The organism is Amycolatopsis sp. cg5 (assembly GCF_041346955.1).
Classification (GTDB): domain Bacteria; phylum Actinomycetota; class Actinomycetes; order Mycobacteriales; family Pseudonocardiaceae; genus Amycolatopsis.
Genome location: NZ_CP166849.1, coordinates 5,270,268 through 5,292,133 on the forward strand (window position 1 = coordinate 5,270,268; position 21,866 = coordinate 5,292,133).

Here is a 21,866-nt window from a genome sequence, read left to right on the forward strand (position 1 = left end):
CCGAGAACCACCCGGCTTGCTCCGCTGGTATTCCGTGATTCGGCATCCTACGCCGAAAATCGGAGCCAAGGCGAGAGTGGCTAGCCGACGCCGAGCGACGCGAGCAGAACCGCGAAGTAGGCGACAGGGGCGAGTATCGAGTGGATCATCGGAACGGGCCGTTTGCCTGACAGCACCTCGCGGGCGGCAGCGACGTAGTTCCGGAGCAACTCGCCGGGCGGCACGGAATGGCGAGCACGCCAACCGCGGACCAGTACCGAGTCGCCGAGAGCGTTCGCGAGGGTGAGCACGACGAACACCGCCCACGCCAGCAAAGCCGGGCGCCCGGCGACCAGATAGGCGATCCACCCGGCCAGGGAAAGCAACGCCGTCGTGAGGTGGAAGTACACGAGCGGAGGCAGGCGCGCCGCAGAGCCCCGGGCGAGCCATCGTACGAGCATGAAGGCGCCCACAAGGCAGTTGAGGGTCAGCGCGGCGAGCGCGACTGCTGCGAAGGGGTCGACGTCGAACTACTTCCGGACGCGGGCGGCACTGCTCGAAGGGGTGGTCGGCTGGATGCTGCGGCAGGAGTCGCCCGCGGTCGGGGCCGCGCTCGAAGTCGAGACGGGCGATGAGCTGGTGGAGGAACTGGCTCGGCTGTTCGAGTTCATGCTGGGGCCGAACCGGGTCGTGACGACCGCGCGGATGGTGCTGCGGCTGGAGGCCGGGCACGAGCCCGCGCTGCGGGAGGCGCTCGCGCGGGGTGGGGCCGCGATGACCGACCTGGTCGTGCCGGTGCTGGCACGGCTCGGTGCGGCGGACCCGCTGGTCGCCGCCAAGGCGATCGGGGTCTGCGGGCAGGGGCTCTTCGTGCAGGCCATCGCCGGAGGCAGCACGCCGGACCCTCGGCCGGTGCTCGCGGTGATCGTGCGTGGCGCTCTTGCCTGATCTGGTGGTACACAGTCGTGGGGGTACTCATGACTGCTGATCCACGGTTCGAACGACTGCTCGAACAACGCGGCCTTCTCGATCTCGACGGTTTGATGCAGCATGACGGCCATTTCGCCGAGTTGCCGCTCTACACCGAGGCCGCTCAGGTGTCCTTTCTGGACGGTTTGTCGCTCGATGACCGCAACCGGGCGCTGGTTCGGGCGGCCGTCGCGCATCTCGGCCGGATCATCGACCATGCCGGGGCGGACTTCTGCGCCGCCGTCACCGTGACCGGCTGGGAAGACCTGGCGACACCGCACTTTTGGCTGGCGAACCCGAGCCATGGCGTGTTCGAGTTCCTCCGGGTCGATCCGCCCGGTGACGGCAGCAAGGTGGTCGCGGGCTGGCTCGACCACGATCCCGGCTACACGCTGAACGACGAGATCCCGCGGGTGCCCGCCGAGACCTGGCGTGACCGGGTTTTCTTGCAGCGCAACGACTTACTGTTCCCCCGGCATGTCCGCCTCGGGTAGCCGCGCGACCAGCCGGCCGCCTCGCGCGCTGTCTTCCACGCGCAGCGAACCGCCGTGCCGGATCGCGATGTCGCGGGCGAGGGTGAGGCCGAGGCCCGAACCGCCGGCGTCCCGGGCGCGAGCGTCGTCCAGGCGGGCGAAGCGGTCGAAGACCCGTTCGCGGTCAGCGGGAGCGATACCCGGGCCGTCGTCGACCACTTCGAGGACGACCTCGCCCGCCGAAACGCCCACGCTCACCGTGATCGAGGACTCCGCGTGGCGCGCCGCGTTGTCGAGCAGGTTGCGCAGCAAGCGTTCCAGCTGGACGGCGTGGCCGGACACGATCGCCGGACCGTCTACATAGGACCGGACTGTCGGGCCTGGCTGGTGTGCGCGCTCGGCGACCTGCTCGGCCACCACGTCGGCGAGGTCGACGAGGCCGGTCGACGCCGACGATTCGCCTGTGAGCTGCAGGAGATCGGCCGTGATGCGTTGCAGGCGCTGGACGTCGAGCAGTGACTGCTGGGCGACCTCGGGCCAGTCCGCGCGGTCGGGGTGGGTGAGCGCTACCTCCAGGCCGGTGCGCAGGCTCGCGAGCGGGCTGCGCAGCTCGTGGCTCGCGTCCGCGACGAACCGTTCCTGCTGCTCGTAGGAATGCTCGAGACGGTCGAGCGTGGTGTTCGTCGTCTCGGCCAGCTTGGCCACTTCGTCACGGGAGCGCGGTACCGGCACCCGTCTGCCGAGCTGGCTGCCGCTGACCTCGGCCAGCTCGCGGCGGATCGCCTCCACCGGGCGGAGTGCGCGGCCCGCGGTGAACCAGGCGACCAGGCCGGTCAGCAGTACCGCGAGCGGTGCGAAGAACGTCAGCGTGTCGTCGAGTGTGCTGACGATGCTGATGGTGTCCCACGGTATGACGAACAAATACAGCGTGAGGCGCTGTGGCTGCGCGGTGCTCCCGCCGGTCAGGCCGCTGTCCAAGCGGCTGCCCTGCCGTCCGAGCGGCTCGATCAGGTCGGCTTGGACGCCTTCGACGACGCGGCCCAGCACCGTGTACGTGCGGTACTCGCGCCAATCCGGGTGCGAGCCGGGCCGCAGTGTGGCTTGGGTGGTGATCGACCAGTCCGGGGGCGCGCCTGCGGGCGCCGGCGGCAACGGGGTCCAGCGGGGATCCCATTTTCGCAGGTCGGCGCTGCTGACCGCCGACTCTCCCGAGTCCGTGACCGCCTCGAACAGCGCCCCGCCGGAGGAAATCGCCTCGGACAGCGCGGGCGGCCCGGCACCGAGCGAGCCGACCCGGTAGGCGTCGGCCATCCGGTCCAGCTGCGTCTGCGTGTTGCTGATGGCGCTGCCGCTCAGCTGCAGCCGCACGAATTCGCGCATGCCGAACCAGCCCAGCGCGAACACGGCCATGGACAACAGCACGGCGGCCAGCGCGGTGCTGCGGCGGACCGCGACCGGCCACCATCTACTCATCGCTCACCAGCCGGTAGCCGACGCCGCGCACGGTCGTGATCGTGCGCCGCCCGAACGGCGCGTCCAGCTTGCGCCGCAACGCGCTCACGTAGACCTCGACGATGTTCGGGTCGCCCTGGAACGCCATGTCCCATACCTGTTCCAAAATCTCGTTCTTCGCCGCGACCTGACCGTCATGTCGAAGGAGGCATTCGAGTACCGCGAACTCCTTCGTGGTCAACGTGATCGGACGGCCGGCGCGATGGCAGGTCCGCTTCGCCGGGTCGAGCACCAGGTCACCGAAGGCGAGTGTCGCGGCCGAGCCCGTTCCGCCGCGCCGGGTGAGCGCGCGCAGGCGGGCGCCGAGCACGACGTAGGAGAACGGCTTGCTCAGGAAGTCGTCGGCGCCGGTGTCGAGCGCCTCGGCCTCGTCGTACTCGCCGTTCTTGGCCGTCAGCATGAGGATCGGCGTGCTGATCCCGAGTTCGCGCAGTGCCGCGCAGACGCGATAGCCGTTGAGTTTGGGCAGCATGATGTCGAGCACGATCACCTGATACGGGTACAGCCGCGCGAGTTCGAGACCCTCCTCGCCGTCGTGGGCGAGGTCGACGGCGTACCCGTCGGCCTCGAGACCCCATTGGAGCGTCTCGGCCAGCCGCTTCTCGTCCTCCACCACCAGCACCCGCATGAGAGCGATCTTCGCAGATGCACGCGCGGGATCCTGAACCGTTCTTCAGGATCTTTCAGGAACCATTCAGTCGTGTTTGGCCATGCTCCTGCCATGCATGGAAACACAACCGCCGCGGTCGGCGTGTCGGACGTCGTGAAGACCTATGGCAGGGGTGACGCCGCGGTGCGCGCGCTCGATCACGTGACGCTGGATTTCGCGGCGCGCCGATTCACCGCGATCATGGGCCCGTCCGGTTCCGGGAAATCGACGCTGATGCACTGTCTCGCCGGACTGGACACTGTGGACGCCGGGACCGTCCGAATCGGACCGACCACGCTCACCGGGCTGTCCGACGCCGCGCTGACCCGGCTGCGGCAGGAGCGCGTCGGCTTCGTGTTCCAGTCGTTCAACCTGCTGCCGACCATGTCCGCGGAGGACAACATCCTGCTCGGCCTGCGCCTCGCCGGCCGTAAGCCCGATCCGGCGTGGTTCGCCACGGTCGTCGACGCGCTCGGGCTGCGCCAGCGGCTCAAGCACAAGCCCGGCGAGCTTTCGGGCGGCCAGCAGCAGCGCGTCGCGTGCGCCCGCGCGCTGATGGGCAAGCCGGATGTCGTCTTCGCCGACGAGCCGACCGGCAGTCTCGACTCCCGCTCCAGCTCCGAAGTGCTCGGTTTCCTGCGCAGCTCGGTCACCGACCTCGGGCAAACCGTGGTGATGGTGACGCACGACCCGGTCGCCGCCTCCTACGCCGACCACGGCGTGCTGCTGGCCGACGGCCGCGTCGCCACCCACCTCGCCTCGCCGTCCGCCGACGCCGTCCTCGCCGCGCTCACCGGCCTGGGGGCATGATGCTGCGCACCGTCATCGCCGGGTTGAAGGCCCGGCCGCTGCGGCTGCTGCTCTCCGCCGTCGCCATCGCGCTCGGCGTGGCGTTCGTGGCCGGGTCGTTCGTGCTCTCCGACGCGGTCGGCGCCGGGCTGCGCGCGGCCGTCGCCGTCGACACGCGCGGGGTGGATGCCTCGATCAGCAGCAAGGGCCCGCTCGACGCCTCGGTGCTGGACAAGGTCAGGCGGGTGCCCGGGGTCGCCGCCGCGGAGGCACGCGTGACGGTCAACGCTCCCCTGCGCGACACGGCAGGCCATCCGAAGGACTCGGCGGCCATGGCGCTGCCCGCGGACGAGCGGCTACGCCCGTTCGATCTCGCCGAAGGCCGTGTTCCTTCCACGGCAACGGAAATCGCGATGGCCGAGGAGTCCGCGCGCGATCGCGCGCTCGGCTCGCCGGTGACCGTCTTCGACACCAACGGCGGTGCGCACACCTTCACGCTCGTCGGCAAGTTCAGCAGGCCGACGGACTCGGGTGTCGGTGCTCCCCCGCTGCTCCTGCACCCGGAAGGGTTCCAGCAGGTCGCGCCCGACGCGCAGATCGGCCGCATCCTGGTGCGCGCGGAACCAGGGACCAGCGCGGAGCAGCTCGTCGCCGAACTGAAGCGCTCGATCGACCGCGTCGACGTGGTCACCGGGCGGACCGCGGCCGCGCTGCTGCGCGCCGAGGTCGCGCCCAACTCGGCCATGCTGGCCAAGTTCTTCACCATGTTCGCGGTGCTCGCGATGGTCGTGGCCGCGATGGTGATCGCCAACTCGTTCACCATCATGGTGACCCAGCGGGCGCGCGAGTCGGCGCTGCTGCGCTGCATCGGCGCGGCGAAACGGCAGGTGTTCGCGGGTGTGCTCGCCGAGGCCGCCGCCGTCGGCGCTGTCGCGTCGGCCGTCGGGCTGGCCTGCGGTTTCGGCGTGGCCGCCGCGCTACAGGCGATCGGCTCGCCCGAGTCGCCGGTGTACCTGCCGCTCACCGCGCGGACCGTGGTCGCGTCCCTTTCGCTCGGCGTCGTCGTGACGGTGCTCGCCGCGGCCATCCCGGCGTGGGCGGCCACCCGGGTCCCGCCCGTCGAAGCGCTGCGCACGCCGGTGGAAGGCAAGGCGGGCCGCGGCGGCCGGGTCAGGGTGGTGCTCGCGGCCGCGCTGCTGGCCGGCGCGATCGCCGCCGTCGCGCTCTCGTTCGGCTCCGACGTGGACGCGGGCATCGCGCTCTCGATCACGGCGATGGTCGCGCTGCTCGGCGCGACGCTGGCCATCGGGCCGCTGCTCGCCGGCCCGGTGATGCGCGTGCTGGGCGCGGTGTTCGCGCCGGTGCTCGGCCAGCCCGCGAAACTGGCCGCGCTCAACGCCGACCGCAACCCGAAACGCACCGCGGCCAGCGCCGCCGCGCTCACCATCGGGCTCGCGGTCGTCTCGCTGACGACCACCGTGATGGCGGGTGTCGAAGCGGGCCAAAACCAGGGTCTCGACGAGCAGGTGCGAGCCGGTTTCGTCGTCTCGTCGGTGTCGACGCAGCCACTTCCGCCGAAGCTCCCCGACACACTCGCCGCGGTTCCGGGCGTCGAGGCCGCCGCACCGCGAGCCACTTTCTCAAGCGATCTGGGCCGTTTCGGTCCCTGGCAGCTGGCCGCGGTGCGCGGCGACGCCGTCGGCAGCATCCTGCGGCCGAAGATCGTCGCGGGCAACCTCGACCGCCTCGGCCCTGGGGAACTGGCCGTGAGCAGCCAGCTCGCCAAGTACACCGGGCTGACGGTCGGCGACACCGTGCAGGTGGGCTCGGTCGCCCTCAAGGTCGTCGCCGTTTACGACGCGGTCAGCGCACCCGGCGTCGATCTCGGACTCGGGCTGGTCGACCTGGCGCAGATGCCCGCGATCGCGATGAGCGGCGCGACTTACGATCACAGCATCCTGGTCAAGGCCCCGGCGGAGGCCAGGCAGGCGCTGGAAAAGGCGCTCGAAGCCGCCCCGCTCGCGAAGCTGACCAGCATGGCGGAGCTCAAGGACCAGTCCTCGGTGCGACTGCGCAGCACGTTGAACCTGATGTGGGCGTTGACGGCGCTGGCCGTGCTGATCGCGTTCGCCGGTATCGCGAACACGCTCTCGCTGTCGGTGCTGGAGCGCACGCGTGAGTCGGCGCTGCTGCGCGCGCTGGGGCTGACCAGGGGCGGGCTCGGCGCCGCGCTCGCCGCGGAGTCGGTGTTCATCGCGCTGCTCGGCGCGGCGTGCGGGCTGGTGCTCGGCATCGGCTCGGCGTGGCTGCTCACCGAGGTGGCGAAGTCCGCGGGCGAGACGATGCTGTTCACGCTGCCGTGGGGCAGGCTCGCGGCGCTGCTCGGCGCCGCGGTGCTGGCGGCGCCGCTGGCCGCGCTGCTACCGGCCCGGCGAGCCGCGCGCGGCTCGCTCACGGCGGGCATGGCCGAGCAGTGAAGTGGAGATGGCCCCGCCCGCGTCGCGAGCGGGGCCATCCTTCTACTTGGCGGGCGCGTAGCCGGTCGGCCGGGCGGTGAACGTGCCCCGCCCCTGCGTCCGGCTCCGCAGCCGGTTCGCGAAACCGAACAACTCGGCCAGCGGGACGGCGGCCGTCACGACCACCGTCCCGCCCTTCGCGACCGAGGCCGAGATCGCGCCGCGGCGCGCGGCCAGGTCACCGAGCACGCCGCCGACGGTGTCGTCCGGCACCGTCACGGTCACCTCGCTCACCGGCTCCAGCAACGCCATTTCGCTGGCACGCAAGGCTTCCCGCAACGCGAACCGGCCAGCCGTCCGGAACGCCATGTCCGACGAGTCGTTCGGATGGGTCGCCCCGTCGGTCAGCGTGACGCGCAGCCCGGTCACCGGATGCCCGCCGAGCGGTCCCTCACTCAGCGCGTCCCGGCAGCCTGCCTCGACCGCGCGGACGTACTCGCGCGGCACCTTCCCGCCGACCACGGCCGAGTGGAACTCGAAGCCGCTGTCCAGCGGCTCGACGTCCAGCACGACATGCGCGAACTGCCCGGCGCCGCCGTCTTGCTTGACATGGCGGTAAAGCAGCCCGGACACACCGCGCGCGACCGTCTCCCGGTAGGCCACCCGAGGCCTGCCGACGCTGACCTCCAGGCCACGGCTGCGGCGGATCTTCTCCACCGCGACCTCGAGATGCAGCTCGCCCCTGCCGGACAGCACGGTCTGCCCGGTCTCGGGATCGCCACGCACGACCAGCGACGGATCCTCCTCGGCCAGCTGAGCCAGCGCGGCCAGCAGCCGTTCGGTGTCAGCGCTCCGTCGGGCCTCGACCGCGACGGAGACGACCGGTTCGGCGACGGCCGCCGGTTCCAGCAGCGTCGGCGCATCCGGCGCACACAAGGTCGTGCCGGCTCGCGCACCCTTGACCCCGGCGACGGCGACGATGTCACCGGCCACCGCCCGGTCGAGGTCGGTGTGCCGGTCCGCCCGCACCCGCAGGATCCGGGCGACGCGTTCGGTACGCCGAGCACCCACGTCCAGCACCGTCGTCCCCTTCCCGATCGTTCCCGAGTAGATCCGCAGGTACGTCAAGCGCCCGGTGGCGCCCGAAACGACCTTGAACACCAACGCCGCGAACGGCGCGTCCGCCAGGTCCTTCGGCTGCGGCAGGTAGGCCACGACCGCGTCGAGCAGCGGCTCGATACCGCGGTTGCGGTAAGCGGAGCCGCACAGCACGACCAGGCCTTGGCCGGACAGCGTGACCTCACGCAGCGCCGTTTCGAGTGTCCGCGCGGAAATCGTGCCCTCCTCGCAGAACTCCTCCAACGCGTTCGCGTCGAGTTCGGCCACCGCCTCTTCCAGCCGCCGTCGCCGCAGGCGCGCCTCGTCGGCCAGCCCATCGGGCACCGGCCCCTCGTGCGCCTGCTCATCGACCCACGTCAGCGCCCGCATCCGGACCAGATCGACGACACCGGCGAACCGGTCCTCGGCCCCGATCGGCAGCTGGACGACCAGCGGAGCCGGATGCAGCCGTTCCCGGATGGACGCGACGGCCGCATCGAGATCGGCACCCGCCCGATCCAGCTTGTTGACGAACGCGATCCGCGGCACACCATGCCGATCCGCTTGCCGCCACACGGATTCACTCTGCGGCTCGACCCCGGCGACGGCGTCGAAAACGGCGACCGCGCCGTCCAGCACCCGCAACGACCGCTCCACCTCGTCGGCGAAGTCGACGTGACCGGGCGTGTCGATCAGGTTCAGCCGATGCCCGGCCCAGGCACAACTGACGGCCGCGGCGAAAATCGTGATGCCACGGTCGCGTTCCTGGGAATCGAAGTCCGTGACGGTCGTGCCGTCGTGGACCTCACCCCGTTTGTGGGTGGTTCCGGTCGCATAGAGGATCCGTTCGGTGATGGTGGTCTTACCTGCGTCTACGTGGGCAAGAATGCCCAGGTTGCGGACGTGTTCGAGTTCGCGCATGGCTGAAGCGCCTTCCGGGATGGTGCCGTGAAAAGGGCAGCGCGATTCCGCGGCAGGCCGTTTTAGACAGACCTCTCCACGGGGTCCGGTGAAAGCCGCGCAGCGGTCACCGGGCGCGCGAAGACGCCAGGATCACCATGGAGCGCGAACGGGGAGCACGAACGGCATGGCTACGACACATGGCTTGGCTCCCTTCAGGTTCTCGGAGAGAGTACAGAGTGGACGGCCTCACGCGAAAACGTTTTTCTCCCGCTAGGGTCGTGAGTGTTTAGGCCGGTTAGAACCGGCCGTACCACTCACGAGGTCACCAGGGCAGCGGCGCCTCGGCGACCAGGTCCTCAGGAGCCGACAGCCGCCATGCCTCGTAGACCAGCTCGAACAGCTCGTCGGCCTCGATGCCTTCGAGCTGGACGACCACCCAGCCGAAGCCGCCCGCGGTGAACTGCTCCTCGAACACGTCCGGCCGCTCGGCGATCAACGCCAGCTGCTCGGAGATCGTCTGCTTCAGCCCGACCGTCTGCGTGCGCGGCCAGTAGTACCCGAAGCGCTTGCCGCGCACGCTGAACGACGTCCACTCGCTGGCTTCACTGCGCTCGACGTCGACGAGCGCGTCGATCATCCGCTGGAACTCTTCGCTGCGCACCCGTGCCTCCTCAACAAGCCTGTTTCGCGGTCAGCACCCTGAGCAGTGCCTCGTGGATCCGGTCGGCGGGCAGCTCGCCGGTCGCGGCCGCCTTCTCCAGCCGGTCCAGCACCTCGCCGACACGGCCGCCGGACGACCACAGGGCCTGGTCGGCGCCGGCGGCCAGCGCTTGGACGACCGCCGTGGGCAGCGGGTAGCGGGCGCTGATGGCCCGCATCGCGCCGAGGTCGTCGGTGATGACCGGGCCGTCGAAGTGGTAGTCCGTGCGCAGCAGCCGGTACGCGGGCGCGGCCAGCGACGCGGGCTTGCCCGAGGTCAAGCCGGGCACGGCGACGTGGCCGACCATCACGGCGGCGCCGTCGAACTCGGCGATGGCCTGGTATGGGACCAGGTCGTCGCCGCGCAGCGTGGCGAGCGGCGGGGTGACGACCGCGCCCTTGTGACTGTCGCCGCTGGCGTGGCCGTGGCCGGGGAAATGCTTGAACACCGGCTGGATCCCGGACTCGCGCAGGCCCTCGGCGAACGCGAACGCGTAGGCGCGGACGACCTCGGGGTCGGGGCTGAACGAACGGTCGCCGATGACGGCGTTGTCCGGCTGGTCGGTGACGTCCACGTCCGGCGCGTAGTCGACGGTGACGCCCCGTGCGCGCAGCGCCCGGCCGCGTTCGGCGCCGACCGCCTTCACCTCGTCCGGGCTCAAGGTCTGGGCCATCTTCCGCGCGCTCGGGACGTCGCCGTCCAGCTCGTCGATGCGCTGGACCCGGCCGCCCTCCTCGTCGACGGCGACGGACACCGGCACGGTCGCGGCCGCCTGGACGGCGCTCAGCGCGTTGTCGCGGAGCAGCCCGGTCGCGTTGCCGCCGAGGAAGATGCCGCCGATCTGCTCGGCACGCACCAGATCGGTGGCCGCCCGCGCGTTCGACGCGTCGACGCCGACCACGAGGAGCTGCGCGAGCCGCCGCCGGACCGGCAGGTCGGCGATCACCTTTTCGCACCCGGCCGGCGCCGCCTCGACGGACGGCGTCGGCTCGGGAGCCGGGACGGAGCTGGCGGCGGCGGGTGGCACCTGCGTGATCGAAACCGGCGACGGGGCCGGTGCCGGTGCCGGTGTGGCACAGCCGGTCAGCGCCACGGCCAGCACGAACAGGCCGAGCAGTTCCGTTCGCCTCATCGGAGCCAGGTGTTCCCTCATCGCGGTCGTCTGCGGACGACGCTCAGGGTGTCACACGCTCATGCCCCTTCGACACTCCCCGGCGGCAGGAAGTCGACGTCGTGCGCCGCGGCCAGCCGCACGACCTCCTCGGGATCTTCGAGGTTGTGCAGCTTGGTGAACAATTCGGCGAGCTTGCCCGCCGGGCTCACCCAGAACAGCCCGCGCGTCGGCACGTCGCTGCGGTTGTAATAAGCGTGCGGCAGGTTCCGGGGCATGAGCACGGTGTCGCCGGGCCCCGCCGTCTCCCACTGCCCGTCGAGGTAAAGCGTGAACACCCCGTCGAGCACGTAGATGTGCTCGTCCTGCTCGGGATGCACATGCGGTGGCACCCCCGTGCCAGGCGGATCGAAGGTCTCGAACGCGAAGCTCGACTCGCTGGCCGCCTTCATGTAGTAGGTGTGGCCGAGCACGTTCCACACCGTCTTCCGCATGCCCTCGTTCGCGAGGGTGATCCCCTTCGGCAACGCGCCCAGCACGATCTCATCACCGGTCATGGTGACGACTCGATCACGCCGACCACGTCTCGCACAAGCAAGCTCGCCCCTTCGGGCAGCAGTCACTCTCTTGGCCTCTAAGGTCACGGCATGACTGGTTTGCGTGGTGTGTTCGCCGGTTTCGGCAAGAGCAAGGCGTTCGCCGTGCTCGGCAAGGCACTGGTACCCGCCGATCGGGTACTGCTGCGCGTCAGCGGCGGCCGTTTCGGCGTCGGCAGCGCGGTCGGGCTGCGCACCATGCTGCTGACCACGATCGGACGCAAGACCGGCGAGCCGCGGCAGGTTCCGCTGCTCTACGTAGAGCGCGACGGCGGCTACATCGTGATCGGCTCCAACTGGGGCGGTGAGAACCATCCGGCCTGGTCGGCCAACCTGCTGGCCGAGCCACGCGCGACCGCCTCGATCTCCGGCCGGGCCATCGCGGTCACGGGCCGGCTGCTCGAAGGCGATGAGCGCGAGAAGATGTGGAACGCGGTCGCCGAGTACTGGCCCGCCTACGACCGCTACGCCGACCGTGCCGCGCATCGCGAGATCCGGGTGTTCCTGCTCAGCGAACAGCGAGGCTGAACCGGGCGGGATTGCACCGATCCCTGCAATCCCAACGAAAATCGGCCGATCGGCACCCCAGGCGACCGATCGGCCGACTCCTCCCCGTGGCCGAGGCCGCCACAGTGGCGGTCATGATCAAGAAGTTAGTGGGCCCCGTAGTGGCGGGACTGGTCCTCGTCCCGTCCGCGCCTGCCGTGGCATCGGCGGACACCTTGCACTGGCGGCCGTGCCGCGAAATCGCGAATGAGTGGCCGGCCGACGACGACCGCTCCGAGTGCGTCATGCTGACCGTCCCGGTCGACTACGCCGAACCCGGCGGGCGCACGGTCGAACTGGCGGTCAGCCGGATCAAGGCGACCGGACGACGCGACGGCGTCATCCTGCTCAACCCCGGTGGTCCCGGCGCGTCCGGACTGGACATGCCGCGCTCGATGCTCCAGTCGAAGGCTGCGGGTATCGGCGTCCATCATGACCTGATCGGCTTCTCACCACGTGGCGTCGGCCTCAGCGCGGGCAAGGAATGCCCCGGCGACTACACCCAGCCGGATCCGGCGCTCAGTGACAAGGAGAAGGAACGCTTCAAAGCCGAACGCGACGGCAGAAGCCAGGCACGCTGTGCCGCCGACGACCCCGCGTTCGTCCGCAATCTCACCACGCCGAACATCGCCCGCGACATGGACCGGATCCGCCAGGCATTACGCGAGAAGAAGATCGGGTACTACGGGACGTCGTGGGGCACCGCGCTCGGCGCGCAGTACCGGACGCTCTTCGACCAGAACGTCGACAAGATGCTGCTCGACTCGGTCATGGCGCCCGACTTCGACCTCACGGCGATCGACCGCGGCCAGATGACCGCGAACGAGAACCACTTCCACGAGTTCGCGGCCTGGATCGCTCGCAACGACGACGTCTACCACTTCGGCACGACCGCGCCAGAGATCACCCAAGCACTGCTCGACCTGCGCGCCAGGCCGACCATCGACCGCGGCAGGGTCGACTACATACTCATCTCCTTGCGGGCGGACTGGCCCAAATCGGCCGCCAAGCTCGTCAAGCTCCGCGACGGCGCCCTGCTCGGGCCGGACGACGGCGACGACGGGGCCCCGCTGAAGGACTGGGAATTCACCCGGTTTCAGGCGACAGCCGTGCAGTGCAACGAATCCACGGGCACGCGTGACTTCGAGACCATCTGGCGTAACAGGCTCGATCTGATCGCGAAGCTTCCCGTCTCGGGCGGCCACGGGAAGTACGACCGCCGTTGCGTCGGCTGGCCGTTCCCGGCGACGCCGTGGCAGTTCACCCGCGGCATCAGCCCGCTGCAGCTGGTCGGGCACAGCTATGAGGCCGTCACCCCGATCGCTTGGGCGCGGGAAATGCGTGAACAGATCGGTGGCGCGCTGCTGACCGTCGAGGACGACCAGCATCTCTCGCTGTCGAAAATCCCCTGTGCGGCGCGAGCCGTAACATTCTTTGACACCGGAAAAACCTCGGGCGACTCTTGTCCGGGTGATCCTATTCCGCCCGTGGTCGCTCCCTGAGTACGAATTGTTCGAAATCCGCGGGATGGGTGGTGCGGGTTCACCAGTGGGTGTCGTCAGAGCCCCAGTGGGTGTCGGCGACGCACTCGGTGCCGTTCCAGTGGGTGTCGGCAGCGCAGACCGGGTCGCCGGCGGTGTTCCAGTGGGTGTCGGCCGAGGCGCTGGGGGCGAAGGCCGAAAGGAAGGCGAGGCCGGCGATGGCGGTGGCGGCTGCGGCGGCGGCGAGCCTGCGGGTGATGTTCATGATGTTCTCCCTGGTGTCTTGCCTGGTCCGGGGTGTTCCGGCCGGGCTGAAACCAGTTGACGCCCGCGCGGTATCGGTGGGCTTCCGGTGCGCTTTCCCCGGACCGATAGGCGGCCGATAGCGGGCCCAAAGCGGCGCTGGGGACAGTGGTCACATCGCGGAGGAAGGCAGCACTGGGGCCGCGAACGCCGTACACGAGGGAGACGTCATGAACGCACGGAGGCGCACCGTCCCGACGGACCTGGCCGCACTGGCCGCGGGGGTCACCGAGAACACCATCCGGAAATGGGCGAGCCGGGGGAAGCTCACCCGCTATGGCACACCAGGGCGGGCCGAATACGACCTCGACGAACTGTTCGGGATCGTGGCGGCGAAGGCCGCGTAAAGACCACACACGAATGGCATGGGGACAGCGATTCTTCGCTGCCCTCATGCCTTTTTGTGCGCGCATGAAACCACGCGAAACAATCTTGACCGAAATGGTTGACAACTACATTCGAGCGGTGTCACGCTTTTCCCACGGCACAGTCGTGTCCAAATTCCGGCAGAACGAGACTGGGGAGAAGTCATGCCTTCTGCAGATCCGCTGACGGTCGTCATCGTCGGCGCCGGGCCGCGCGGCACCGGCGTGCTCGAGCGGCTGCTGGTCAATGTCGGCGAGCTCATGCCAGACCAGGAACTGCACGTCCACCTGGTCGACCCGTACCCGCCGGGCGCCGGCCGGGTGTGGCGCGAGGACCAGTCGTCGCTGATGTGGATGAACGCGACCGCCGAGAACGTGACCATGTTCCCCGATGACACGTGCCTGCTGGACGGACCGCTGCGGACCGGGCCGTCGCTCGCCGAATGGGCGGCCACGCACGAGACCGGCTGCGACCCGGCCGCGTTCGCGAGCCGGAACACGCAGGGGCGGTATCTGGCCTGGGTGCTGGACAAGATCGTCGCCGAAGCGCCGGAGCGGGTCACCGTCACCGTGCACGCGACGACCGCCGTCCGCCTGGAGCGGCTCGACAACGGACGCGAGCGGCTGCGGCTGGCGAAAGGCGGCGTCCTCTACCCGGACGCGGTCGTGCTGGCGCTCGGGCACCTCGAGGTCGAGCCGGACAAGCAGGAGCGCGCGTTGTCCGATTTCGCCGCGCGGCACGGGTTGCACTACGTGCCGCCCGCGTACACCGTCGATGTCGACTGGTCGGACCTCGCGCCGGGCGAGCCCGTGCTGGTGCGCGGGCTCGGGCTGGCGTTCATCGACTTGATGGCGCTGCTGACCGAGGGGCGCGGCGGACGGTACGAAACGACCGAAAACGGGCTCGCCTACGTCAAATCCGGCCAGGAGCCGGTGCTGTACGTCGGGTCGCGGCGCGGCGTGCCGTACCGCGCCAAGATGAGCTACCGGCTCAGCGGCGCGCCCGCTCCCCTGCCCTGGTTCTTCGACGGCAACACCGTCGACAACCGATTCACCTTCCAGCAGGACCTGGACTTCTACGCCCACCTCTGGCCGTCGATGGCGAAGGAGGTCGGCTGGGGCCACTACCACGAGCTGTTCCGGTCACACCCGGATCGGGTCACCGTGGCGTGGCCCGACTTCGCGGAGGTCTACACCGCACTCGACTGGGGTGGCCCCGAAATGCGGCGGCTGATCGAGACGAGCGTGCCCGACCCCGAGGACCGGCTCGACTTCGACGGTCTCGACGGGCCGTTGAGCGGCTTGGCGTTCGAGGATTTCGAGCAGTTGCAGAAGCACCTGGCCGAGCACATCGAAGCCGACGTGACGCGCCGCGGCGACGCCGCGCACAGCGCGGATCTCGGGGCTTTTCAAGCGCTCTGGTCGGTTCACGGTGAAATGTCCGCCGTGCTCGCCGGCGGCAAGCTCACCGCGCGCAGTCAGGTGGAGGACCTGAGCGGCTGGTGGTCCGGTTTCTTCGACTACGTCGGCAGCGGGCCGCCCGGCGAGCGGCTGGAACAGTTGCTGGCGTTGGCGAACGCCGGGATCGTCCGGTTCCTCGGCGCGGGCACCTGGGTGACCGCGGACGAGCGGCGCGGCGTTTTCCGTGGCGGCGGCTACAACTCCGAGCACACCGTCGAAGCGAAGACGCTGGTCGAGGCGAGGCTGCCGCGGTCGACGCTGCGGAACTGCTCGGATCCGTTGCTGCGCGGGCTGTACGAGGACGGCGCCGCGATGGAACACCAGGTGTCCGACGAGGACGGATTCGAGCACAGTTCGGGCGTGCTGCACGTTTCGCCCCACGACTTCCGGATTCTCGACCGCGCGGGCGAACCGCAGGACGGGCGTTACGCGCTGGGCCCGTACACGAACGTCAGCCACTTCGCGACGTTCGCGAGGCCGAGGGTGAACGCGCTCTCGTTCCGGCAGAACGACACGCTCGCTCGCGGGCTGCTCGGCCACCTGCTGGGAATCGATCATGGAAAACGCCAAGATCAAAAGGCAACTGAAACAATTCAGCCGCGCCTTGCGGCCTAACGAATTGGTGCGTTCGGCCCATTCTGCCCGCCCCGGAGATCAAGTTGTACGCAGCCGCCGATTTCCTTGCTATCGTTCCTGCCCACTGGGACGAACACCGATTCGCGGAGCCATTTGAAACTGGGGAGCGGATGACTCATCGTGCACTCGAACTGCTCGCCATCGGCGGAGGGCCTGCCAACCTGGCCCTCGCCATAGCCATTGAGGAATTAGCACCGGACGACCTGTCCGAACGATCACTGGTGATCGAACGGAACGAGACGATCGCCTGGCAGCGGGGAATGCTGCTGCCGGAGGCGCAGAGCCAGGTTTCCTTCCTGAAAGACCTGGTCACACTGCGCAACCCGCGCAGCAAATTCTCGTTCGTCAACTATCTTCACTCGATCGGCAGACTCAACGAGTTCATCAACATGGGCAATTTCTGGCCCTATCGCGTGGAGATGTCCGATTATCACCAGTGGGTGGCGAATTCACTGGAAAAAGTCCGGCTGGAATGCGCCAGGGAGTGTCAGGAGATCGAGCCTCGGCGCGACTCCGATGGCACGCTCACCGGCTGGGTGACCCACCTCGCGGACGGTTCGACGATCGGCAGCCGTTATTTGGTCGTCGGCGCCGGGCGCGACCCGTATATCCCACCGGTATTCGCAGGTTTGCCCAATGATCGGATCATTCACAGCACGCAGTACCTGCCCCGGATCGCCGGGCTGCCCGGCGACGCGCCGTACCGGGTGGTGGTCGTCGGCGGCGCGCAGAGCGCGGCGGAGATGTTCGACGCGGTCGGCAACGACCTGCCCGGCTGTCACCGGACGCTCGTGATGCGCTCGATCGGGTTGAAGACCTACGAGAACAGCAAGTTCACGAACGAGCTGTACTTCCCCTCCGCGGTCGACGACTTCTTCGACGCGCCACCGGAGGCCCGCGAGCAGATCCTGCGCGAGATGCACATCAGCAACTACTCCGGCCTGGCCGCGTCCACCTTGGACGACCTGTACAAGCAGGTGTACCTCGACCGGATGAGCGGCAAGGGCAGGCTGCGCATCGAGACGATGACCGACATCACCGCCGCGCGCGAGGAAGGCGGCGAGGTCGTGCTCGACCTGGCCGACCGCCGGACCGGCACGGTCGAGGAGCTGCGCTGTGACCTGGTGCTGCTCGGCACCGGGTTCGTCAGGGAGATGCCTGCGATGGTGCGCGACCTGGCCGCGTCGCTCGGGCTGGAGAAGATCGAGGTCACCAGGGACTACCGGCTCAAGATCCCTGGTCAGGCGGACGCGGCCTGCTACCTGCAGGGCGTGAACGAGGCCACGCACGGCATCGCGGACTCGCTGCTGAGCATGCTCGCCGCGCGCGGGTCCGACATCGCGCACGACATCCTCGCCGACCGCGCCGGCCGCGCGGTCACGCTCACTTCCACCTCGGTAACGGCCAACTAGAGGGAGAGAACGACCAGTGGAGATTCGCAAGCTCGACCGGGAACGGCTGGGGCCGGACAACAACCATTCCCAGCGCCTGGTCCCGTGGGACGCACTCAACGCGCCGTTCGAAGGCGCCTGGAACGTGATCCGTCCCGGCACCTCGTCGGTCAAGCACGCTCACCACGAGTACGAGATCTTCATCGCGATCTCGGGCAAGGCGATCCTCGAATCGCAGGGCGAGCGCACGGAGTTCGTGCCCGGCGACGTGGTGCACTTCCCGCCGCACACCGATCACCAGGTGATCAACGACGGCGACGAGGACTTCCAGATGTACTCGGTCTGGTGGGACAAGGACATGACCGAGCGCTTCGCCGAGCGTGACAAGTGAGCCAGCGCAAGGCGATCGTCATCGACACCCCGCCGACGTCGAACGGCGATCTGCACGTCGGGCACCTGGCGGGCCCGTTCATGGCGGCGGACGTGCACGCGCGGTATCTGCGGGCACTGGGCCGTCCGGTGGTGTTCTCGAGTGGAACCGATGACAGCCAAACGTACGTACTGGCGAGCGCGCGACGCAAAGGCCTCACTCCCGAAGGCCTTTGTGGACAGTCGTGGCACGACATCAAGCAGACCCTGGTCGACATGGGGATCTCGCTCGACGGGTTCGCGCCGTACGACGACCGGTACCGGGCCTCGTCGCTGACCTTCGTCAACGCGCTGCACGCGGCCGGTAAGTTCCGGCTCAAGAAGGTGCTGCTGCCCTACTCCGAGCGCCAGGGCGAGTTCCTCGTCGAAGGCCTGGTCTGCGGCTATTGCCCGGTCTGCCTGGTGGAGAGCCGGGGCGGGCTGTGCGAGAGCTGCGGGCATCCGAACAACTTCGACGAGCTGCTTCAGCCTCGGTCCACTGTGGACCCCGAGGACGTGGTGACGCACCGGGAAGCCGAGATCCTCGTGCTGCCCATGGAGGAGTACCGCGAGCAGCTGATCGCGTACTACGCCGAAAAGCGCGGGCGGCTGCGCCCGCACACGATCGGGCTCGTCGACGAGCTGCTCGCGAAGCCGCTGCCGGACTTCCCGATCACGTACCCGATCTCGTGGGGTATCCCGGCGCCGTTCCCGGAGACCGAGGGCCAGGTGCTCAACGCCTGGGTCGAGGGCATCCCGGCGGTGATGTACTGCACCGCCTACGCCGCCCAGCAGCTCGGCGAGAAGCACGATGACGACCACGAACTCTGGCGAGCCGAGCACGACGCCGAGGTCATCTACTTCATCGGCTTCGACAACGTGTACTTCTGGGGCCTCACGCACCTGGCGCTGATCATGGCGCACGAGGGCAGGTACGTGGTGCCGGACACGATCATCTCCAACGAGTTCTACGAGCTGGAGAACGACAAGTTCTCGACCAGCCTCGGGCACGTGCTGTACACCAAGGACCTGCTCAAAGAGGTGCCGAGGGACCTGATCCGGTTCTATCTCGCGGTCAGCTGCCCCGAGCACCAGCGCACCAACTTCAGCCGCGAGGGGCTGGACAAGGTCGCCGGGCGGCGGCTCGCCGAGCCGTGGAACCGGCTGGCGAACCAGCTCGCCAAGGCCGTGGCCGAATCGGGTGTCGAGGGACGTGAACTGCCGGTCTCCGCCGACGCCCGGCAGCGCGCGGAAGCGGTGCTCTCGCGGTTCCGGATCTGCTACGAGCTGTCCGGCTACAGCCTGACCAGAGCGGCCGACCTGATCGTCGCGCAGCTCGACCGGCTCAACCGCGAGGCACAACGGACCGACCAGCTCGGCGACCTGTTCTACGAGGTGCGTGCGCTGGTCAGCGGCGCGTCGCCGATCTTGATCGACCTCGCCGCCGCCGTGGCGGAGGCGGGCGGCTTCGACGTCCAGATGGAAGCGCCCGCGCTGTACGCGGTGGCACCGTTCGACGTTCCACTCATAGGTGACTAGGGGATTCACAGATGTCAGTGGCCACACACGCGCCCACGTCCGAGGTGACGCTGAGAGCGAGCGACACCGCCGAGTTCGAGCAGGTGACCCGCGCGCTGAGTGCGGGCGAGGTCGACGATCCCGGCTGGGTCGCGCAGGCCAGGAGCGGCTGGGACCTGCTGCCGCTCGCGCTGCGCCGGTCGCTGCGGGAGTTCCGCAGGCATTCCGGGCCGCGTGGCGCGCTGCTGGTGCGCGGGGTGCCGGTCGGTGAGCCTGGCGTGACGCCGTCGGTGCCCGGTTCGGTCGAGCGCTCGGCGACGGTCTCGGCGGCTTCGCTGGTGCTGGTCGCCTGCGGGCTCGGCGACCCGGCCGCGTTCCAGGCCGAGAAGTCGGGCGCGCTGGTGCAGAACGTGGTGCCGGTGCCCGGCCAGGAGGAGATGCAGGGCAACTCGGGCTCGGTGCTGCTGTCGTTCCACAACGAGAACGCGTTCCACGAGCACCGGCCGGACTTCGTGATGCTGCTGTGCCTGCGCGCCGACCCGGACAAGGTCGCCGGGCTGCGCACGGTGTGCGTCCGCGAGGTGCTGCCGCTGCTCAGCGCGGAAACGCGGGAAGCCTTGTTCCACGAGGAGTTCGTGACCGAGCCGCCGCCGTCCTTCGGCGGAAACGACGGCGCGACCGCGCCGCACGCGGTGCTCTTCGGCGCGGCGGACGACCCGGACATGCGGGTCGACCTCGCGGCGACGACCCCGCTGACCCCGCGCGCCACCGCGGCGCTCGCCGAGCTCGGCGAGGCGTTCGCGTCCGGCGCCTCGGTCACCAAGCTGGAGCCGGGTGATCTGGCCATCGTGGACAACCGGGTGACGGTGCACGGGCGCACCGCCTTCCGGCCGCGCTACGACGGCACGGACCGCTGGCTGCAACGCACGTTCGTGGCCGCCGACGTCCGGCGGTCGCGGGATCACCGGCCCGGTGACGGGTACGTACTCATACGCTGAGGGCGTGTCTCGAAATTCTGGTCGATGGGCTTCGTGATCCAGGTGGCCCCTGGCGGTGCCGTGGTTTCGGCCTCGTACTGGACGTACTCGGGCGAAGCCGCGGTGCCGCCAGGGGCCACCTGGGCGCGAAGACCGCGATCAGAATTTCGAGACACGCCCTAACCGCATACAACCAAGAACGCCCCATCCGGGAATCCCGGGTGGGGCGTTCGTCGTTTCTGGAGGGATTTTCCATGCGCGCACCCGCTTTCCTGTTCCTCGGCGACCTCGTGATCGTCGCGCGGCAGGCCAGGCTCATCACCGAGGCACGACGCCGTGGCTACGCGCCGCTGCTCGTGGTCACCCCGCACACCGACCCCGCGCGGCTCGCCGAATTACGCGCCGATCCGACGCATCCGCTGTCGCAGCTGGCCGACGTCGTCGAGGTGCCGGACGCGACCGTCGACTCGGTCATGCCCGGCATCCAGCCGTTGCTGCGGCGCTACGACGTCCAGGGCACGATGTGCATCGGCGACCTGTTCGTCGAGCCGACCGGCGTGGTCGCGGACTGCCTCGGCCTGCATGGCGCCGGCTCGGGCGCGAGCCGGATCTCGCGGAACAAGCTGTTGCAGCGCACGGCGTTACCCGAGTATTCGCCGGACTGGCGAGTGGTGACGCCCGCCGAGCGCGCGGCCGTCGACCCGGCGGAGATCAGCTTCCCGGTGGTGGTCAAGCCGATCGGCCGGTTCTCCAGCCTGGGCGTCTACCAGGTCGACGACGGCGACCGGCTCGCCGAGGTGCTCGCCGGGTACCCGGACGACGAGATCGTGCTGATCGAGAGCCGGGTCGTCGGCCCGGAGTTCTCGGTCGAGTCGCTGGTGCAGCACGGCAAGGTGTTCTGGAACGCGGTCACCGCCAAGGAGACCAACGAGTCCTCGGGCTCGTTCTTCACCGAGATGGGCCACACCTGCCCGGCCGAACTCGCCGTGAGCGACGAGGACCTGCTGTTCAACGCGAACGCGGAAGTGTTGCGGCGCTTGGACTTCCGCGACGGCATCGCGCACGCCGAGTTCCGGATCTCGGACGGCCGCGCGGTGCTGATGGAGGTCGCGGTGCGGGTGCCCGGCGGCGGGATCACCTTCCTGTGGCACCTCGCGACCGGTGAGCCGGTGGAGCCGGTGATGCTCGACCTCGCGCTCGGCCAGCCCGCCGACTACCCGGCACCCCGCCGTCGCGCCCGGCAGGTCTACCTGGATCACCCGCACGGCGAACTGCTCGATGTCACCAGCACCAGCGCCCCGGTGTCGTGGGTGGAGCGGGACGACCGCTATCCGGCGATGACGCCCGTGGCCGCCAACGCGCCGGCAGGCGCCCGCGCGGTGTTCGTCACGCAGCAGCCCGGCGCCGTGCTGGGCGCGCAGACCGACGGCGAGCAGCGCTCCGGTTCGGTGCTGTTCGACGTCCCTTTCGGCAGCCCGACCGAGCCGCTCGCCGAGTGGTTCTCCAGTGAGGTCACCGTCCACGTCGTGTCGGAAAGGTAGTGAG

21 protein-coding genes are annotated in these 21,866 nt (G+C 69.4%); 13 read left to right on the top strand and 8 right to left on the bottom strand.

All coding sequences use genetic code 11. The features are described 5' to 3' along the window. Positions 1–80 precede the first annotated feature (80 nt). The gene (locus AB5J62_RS23655) at positions 81–389 is read right to left on the bottom strand and encodes a hypothetical protein (protein ID WP_370942107.1); all 309 of its coding nucleotides are present in this window, start codon (positions 387–389) and stop codon (positions 81–83) included. A 49-nt stretch (positions 390–438) separates the two neighbouring features. Here AB5J62_RS23655 and AB5J62_RS23660 point away from each other — a divergent pair, with 49 nt between their 5' ends. Then, complete coding sequence (locus AB5J62_RS23660; protein ID WP_370942108.1) at positions 439–927, top strand: TetR/AcrR family transcriptional regulator; 489 nt, start codon at positions 439–441, stop codon at positions 925–927. A gap of 29 nt (positions 928–956) precedes the next feature. After that, positions 957–1,442 (top strand): hypothetical protein, encoded by a 486-nt coding sequence (locus tag AB5J62_RS23665; protein ID WP_370942109.1) that lies wholly within the window; start codon positions 957–959, stop codon positions 1,440–1,442. Here the strand turns inward: AB5J62_RS23665 and AB5J62_RS23670 are convergent. Both AB5J62_RS23670 and AB5J62_RS23675 read right to left on the bottom strand, forming a co-directional pair. Next, entirely contained in the window at positions 1,410–2,894 is a 1,485-nt protein-coding gene (locus AB5J62_RS23670) for a sensor histidine kinase (RefSeq protein ID WP_370942110.1), read from the bottom strand. The genes AB5J62_RS23665 and AB5J62_RS23670 overlap by 33 nt on opposite strands. Then, a complete protein-coding gene (locus AB5J62_RS23675) occupies positions 2,887–3,561 on the bottom strand; it encodes a response regulator transcription factor (protein WP_370942111.1) in 675 nt (224 codons plus the stop codon). The genes AB5J62_RS23670 and AB5J62_RS23675 overlap by 8 nt, the downstream gene beginning before the upstream one ends. 93 nt (positions 3,562–3,654) lie before the next feature. Between AB5J62_RS23675 and AB5J62_RS23680 the strand changes: the two genes are divergently transcribed. Then, the gene (locus AB5J62_RS23680) at positions 3,655–4,392 is read left to right on the top strand and encodes an ABC transporter ATP-binding protein (RefSeq protein ID WP_370942112.1); all 738 of its coding nucleotides are present in this window, start codon (positions 3,655–3,657) and stop codon (positions 4,390–4,392) included. Further along, positions 4,389–6,848 (top strand): ABC transporter permease, encoded by a 2,460-nt coding sequence (locus tag AB5J62_RS23685; RefSeq protein WP_370942113.1) that lies wholly within the window; start codon positions 4,389–4,391, stop codon positions 6,846–6,848. The genes AB5J62_RS23680 and AB5J62_RS23685 overlap by 4 nt, the downstream gene beginning before the upstream one ends. A 42-nt stretch (positions 6,849–6,890) precedes the next feature. Here the strand turns inward: AB5J62_RS23685 and fusA are convergent, their stop codons facing one another. The 4 genes from fusA to AB5J62_RS23705 all read right to left on the bottom strand — a co-directional run bounded on the left by fusA (position 6,891) and on the right by AB5J62_RS23705 (position 11,196). Further along, positions 6,891–8,846, bottom strand: coding sequence for an elongation factor G (fusA, locus tag AB5J62_RS23690; protein ID WP_370942114.1), 1,956 nt, complete (start codon positions 8,844–8,846; stop codon positions 6,891–6,893). A gap of 304 nt (positions 8,847–9,150) precedes the next feature. Further along, the gene (locus tag AB5J62_RS23695) at positions 9,151–9,465 is read right to left on the bottom strand and encodes an MmcQ/YjbR family DNA-binding protein (protein WP_370950317.1); all 315 of its coding nucleotides are present in this window, start codon (positions 9,463–9,465) and stop codon (positions 9,151–9,153) included. A 34-nt stretch (positions 9,466–9,499) separates the two neighbouring features. After that, positions 9,500–10,660, bottom strand: a complete 1,161-nt coding sequence (locus AB5J62_RS23700) for a glycoside hydrolase family 3 N-terminal domain-containing protein (protein WP_370942115.1) — start codon at positions 10,658–10,660, stop codon at positions 9,500–9,502. 59 nt (positions 10,661–10,719) lie between these two features. Continuing rightward, entirely contained in the window at positions 10,720–11,196 is a 477-nt protein-coding gene (locus tag AB5J62_RS23705; protein ID WP_370942116.1) for a cupin domain-containing protein, read from the bottom strand. 90 nt (positions 11,197–11,286) lie between these two features. Between AB5J62_RS23705 and AB5J62_RS23710 the strand changes: the two genes are divergently transcribed. Both AB5J62_RS23710 and AB5J62_RS23715 read left to right on the top strand, forming a co-directional pair. Continuing rightward, the gene (locus AB5J62_RS23710) at positions 11,287–11,763 is read left to right on the top strand and encodes a nitroreductase family deazaflavin-dependent oxidoreductase (RefSeq protein ID WP_370942117.1); all 477 of its coding nucleotides are present in this window, start codon (positions 11,287–11,289) and stop codon (positions 11,761–11,763) included. Between the two features lie 113 nt (positions 11,764–11,876). Further along, a complete protein-coding gene (locus AB5J62_RS23715; RefSeq protein ID WP_370942118.1) occupies positions 11,877–13,283 on the top strand; it encodes an alpha/beta fold hydrolase in 1,407 nt (468 codons plus the stop codon). 40 nt (positions 13,284–13,323) lie between these two features. On the opposite strand, the gene AB5J62_RS23720 is transcribed toward AB5J62_RS23715, so the two are convergent. Further along, a complete protein-coding gene (locus AB5J62_RS23720) occupies positions 13,324–13,527 on the bottom strand; it encodes a hypothetical protein (RefSeq protein ID WP_370942119.1) in 204 nt (67 codons plus the stop codon). A gap of 208 nt (positions 13,528–13,735) precedes the next feature. Between AB5J62_RS23720 and AB5J62_RS23725 the strand changes: the two genes are divergently transcribed. The 7 genes from AB5J62_RS23725 (at position 13,736) to AB5J62_RS23755 (ending at position 21,862) form a co-directional block, all read left to right on the top strand. After that, entirely contained in the window at positions 13,736–13,912 is a 177-nt protein-coding gene (locus tag AB5J62_RS23725) for a hypothetical protein (RefSeq protein WP_370942120.1), read from the top strand. Between the two features lie 183 nt (positions 13,913–14,095). Then, on the top strand, positions 14,096–16,006 hold the full coding sequence (locus AB5J62_RS23730; RefSeq protein ID WP_370942121.1) for an FAD/NAD(P)-binding protein: 1,911 nt from the start codon (positions 14,096–14,098) through the stop codon (positions 16,004–16,006). Positions 16,007–16,137: 131 nt separating this feature from the next. Next, positions 16,138–17,439 carry a lysine N(6)-hydroxylase/L-ornithine N(5)-oxygenase family protein gene (locus AB5J62_RS23735; protein ID WP_370942122.1) on the top strand — a complete coding sequence of 434 codons (1,302 nt, stop codon included), beginning with the start codon at positions 16,138–16,140 and terminating at the stop codon, positions 17,437–17,439. Between the two features lie 16 nt (positions 17,440–17,455). Then, the gene (locus tag AB5J62_RS23740; RefSeq protein WP_091293066.1) at positions 17,456–17,809 is read left to right on the top strand and encodes a cupin domain-containing protein; all 354 of its coding nucleotides are present in this window, start codon (positions 17,456–17,458) and stop codon (positions 17,807–17,809) included. Then, entirely contained in the window at positions 17,806–19,365 is a 1,560-nt protein-coding gene (locus AB5J62_RS23745; RefSeq protein WP_370942123.1) for a class I tRNA ligase family protein, read from the top strand. Before AB5J62_RS23740 ends, AB5J62_RS23745 begins: the two co-directional genes overlap by 4 nt. An 11-nt stretch (positions 19,366–19,376) precedes the next feature. Further along, the gene (locus AB5J62_RS23750) at positions 19,377–20,342 is read left to right on the top strand and encodes a TauD/TfdA family dioxygenase (protein WP_370942124.1); all 966 of its coding nucleotides are present in this window, start codon (positions 19,377–19,379) and stop codon (positions 20,340–20,342) included. A 233-nt stretch (positions 20,343–20,575) separates the two neighbouring features. Further along, complete coding sequence (locus AB5J62_RS23755; RefSeq protein WP_370942125.1) at positions 20,576–21,862, top strand: acetyl-CoA carboxylase biotin carboxylase subunit family protein; 1,287 nt, start codon at positions 20,576–20,578, stop codon at positions 21,860–21,862. The last annotated feature ends 4 nt before the right edge of the window (positions 21,863–21,866 follow it).

Excerpts from the sequence above, each read along its gene's own strand:
- AB5J62_RS23660 (WP_370942108.1), top strand. The coding sequence starts at position 439 with ATGAAGGCGCCCACAAGGCAGTTGAGGGTCAGCGCGGCGAGCGCGACT.
- AB5J62_RS23665 (WP_370942109.1), top strand. The coding sequence starts at position 957 with ATGACTGCTGATCCACGGTTCGAACGACTGCTCGAACAACGCGGCCTT.
- AB5J62_RS23670 (WP_370942110.1), bottom strand. The coding sequence starts at position 2,894 with ATGAGTAGATGGTGGCCGGTCGCGGTCCGCCGCAGCACCGCGCTGGCC.
- AB5J62_RS23675 (WP_370942111.1), bottom strand. The coding sequence starts at position 3,561 with ATGCGGGTGCTGGTGGTGGAGGACGAGAAGCGGCTGGCCGAGACGCTC.
- AB5J62_RS23680 (WP_370942112.1), top strand. The coding sequence starts at position 3,655 with ATGCATGGAAACACAACCGCCGCGGTCGGCGTGTCGGACGTCGTGAAG.
- AB5J62_RS23685 (WP_370942113.1), top strand. The coding sequence starts at position 4,389 with ATGATGCTGCGCACCGTCATCGCCGGGTTGAAGGCCCGGCCGCTGCGG.
- fusA (WP_370942114.1), bottom strand. The coding sequence starts at position 8,846 with ATGCGCGAACTCGAACACGTCCGCAACCTGGGCATTCTTGCCCACGTA.
- AB5J62_RS23695 (WP_370950317.1), bottom strand. The coding sequence starts at position 9,465 with ATGATCGACGCGCTCGTCGACGTCGAGCGCAGTGAAGCCAGCGAGTGG.
- AB5J62_RS23700 (WP_370942115.1), bottom strand. The coding sequence starts at position 10,660 with ATGAGGCGAACGGAACTGCTCGGCCTGTTCGTGCTGGCCGTGGCGCTG.
- AB5J62_RS23705 (WP_370942116.1), bottom strand. The coding sequence starts at position 11,196 with ATGACCGGTGATGAGATCGTGCTGGGCGCGTTGCCGAAGGGGATCACC.
- AB5J62_RS23710 (WP_370942117.1), top strand. The coding sequence starts at position 11,287 with ATGACTGGTTTGCGTGGTGTGTTCGCCGGTTTCGGCAAGAGCAAGGCG.
- AB5J62_RS23715 (WP_370942118.1), top strand. The coding sequence starts at position 11,877 with ATGATCAAGAAGTTAGTGGGCCCCGTAGTGGCGGGACTGGTCCTCGTC.
- AB5J62_RS23720 (WP_370942119.1), bottom strand. The coding sequence starts at position 13,527 with ATGAACATCACCCGCAGGCTCGCCGCCGCCGCAGCCGCCACCGCCATC.
- AB5J62_RS23725 (WP_370942120.1), top strand. The coding sequence starts at position 13,736 with ATGAACGCACGGAGGCGCACCGTCCCGACGGACCTGGCCGCACTGGCC.
- AB5J62_RS23730 (WP_370942121.1), top strand. The coding sequence starts at position 14,096 with ATGCCTTCTGCAGATCCGCTGACGGTCGTCATCGTCGGCGCCGGGCCG.
- AB5J62_RS23735 (WP_370942122.1), top strand. The coding sequence starts at position 16,138 with ATGACTCATCGTGCACTCGAACTGCTCGCCATCGGCGGAGGGCCTGCC.
- AB5J62_RS23750 (WP_370942124.1), top strand. The coding sequence starts at position 19,377 with ATGTCAGTGGCCACACACGCGCCCACGTCCGAGGTGACGCTGAGAGCG.
- AB5J62_RS23755 (WP_370942125.1), top strand. The coding sequence starts at position 20,576 with ATGCGCGCACCCGCTTTCCTGTTCCTCGGCGACCTCGTGATCGTCGCG.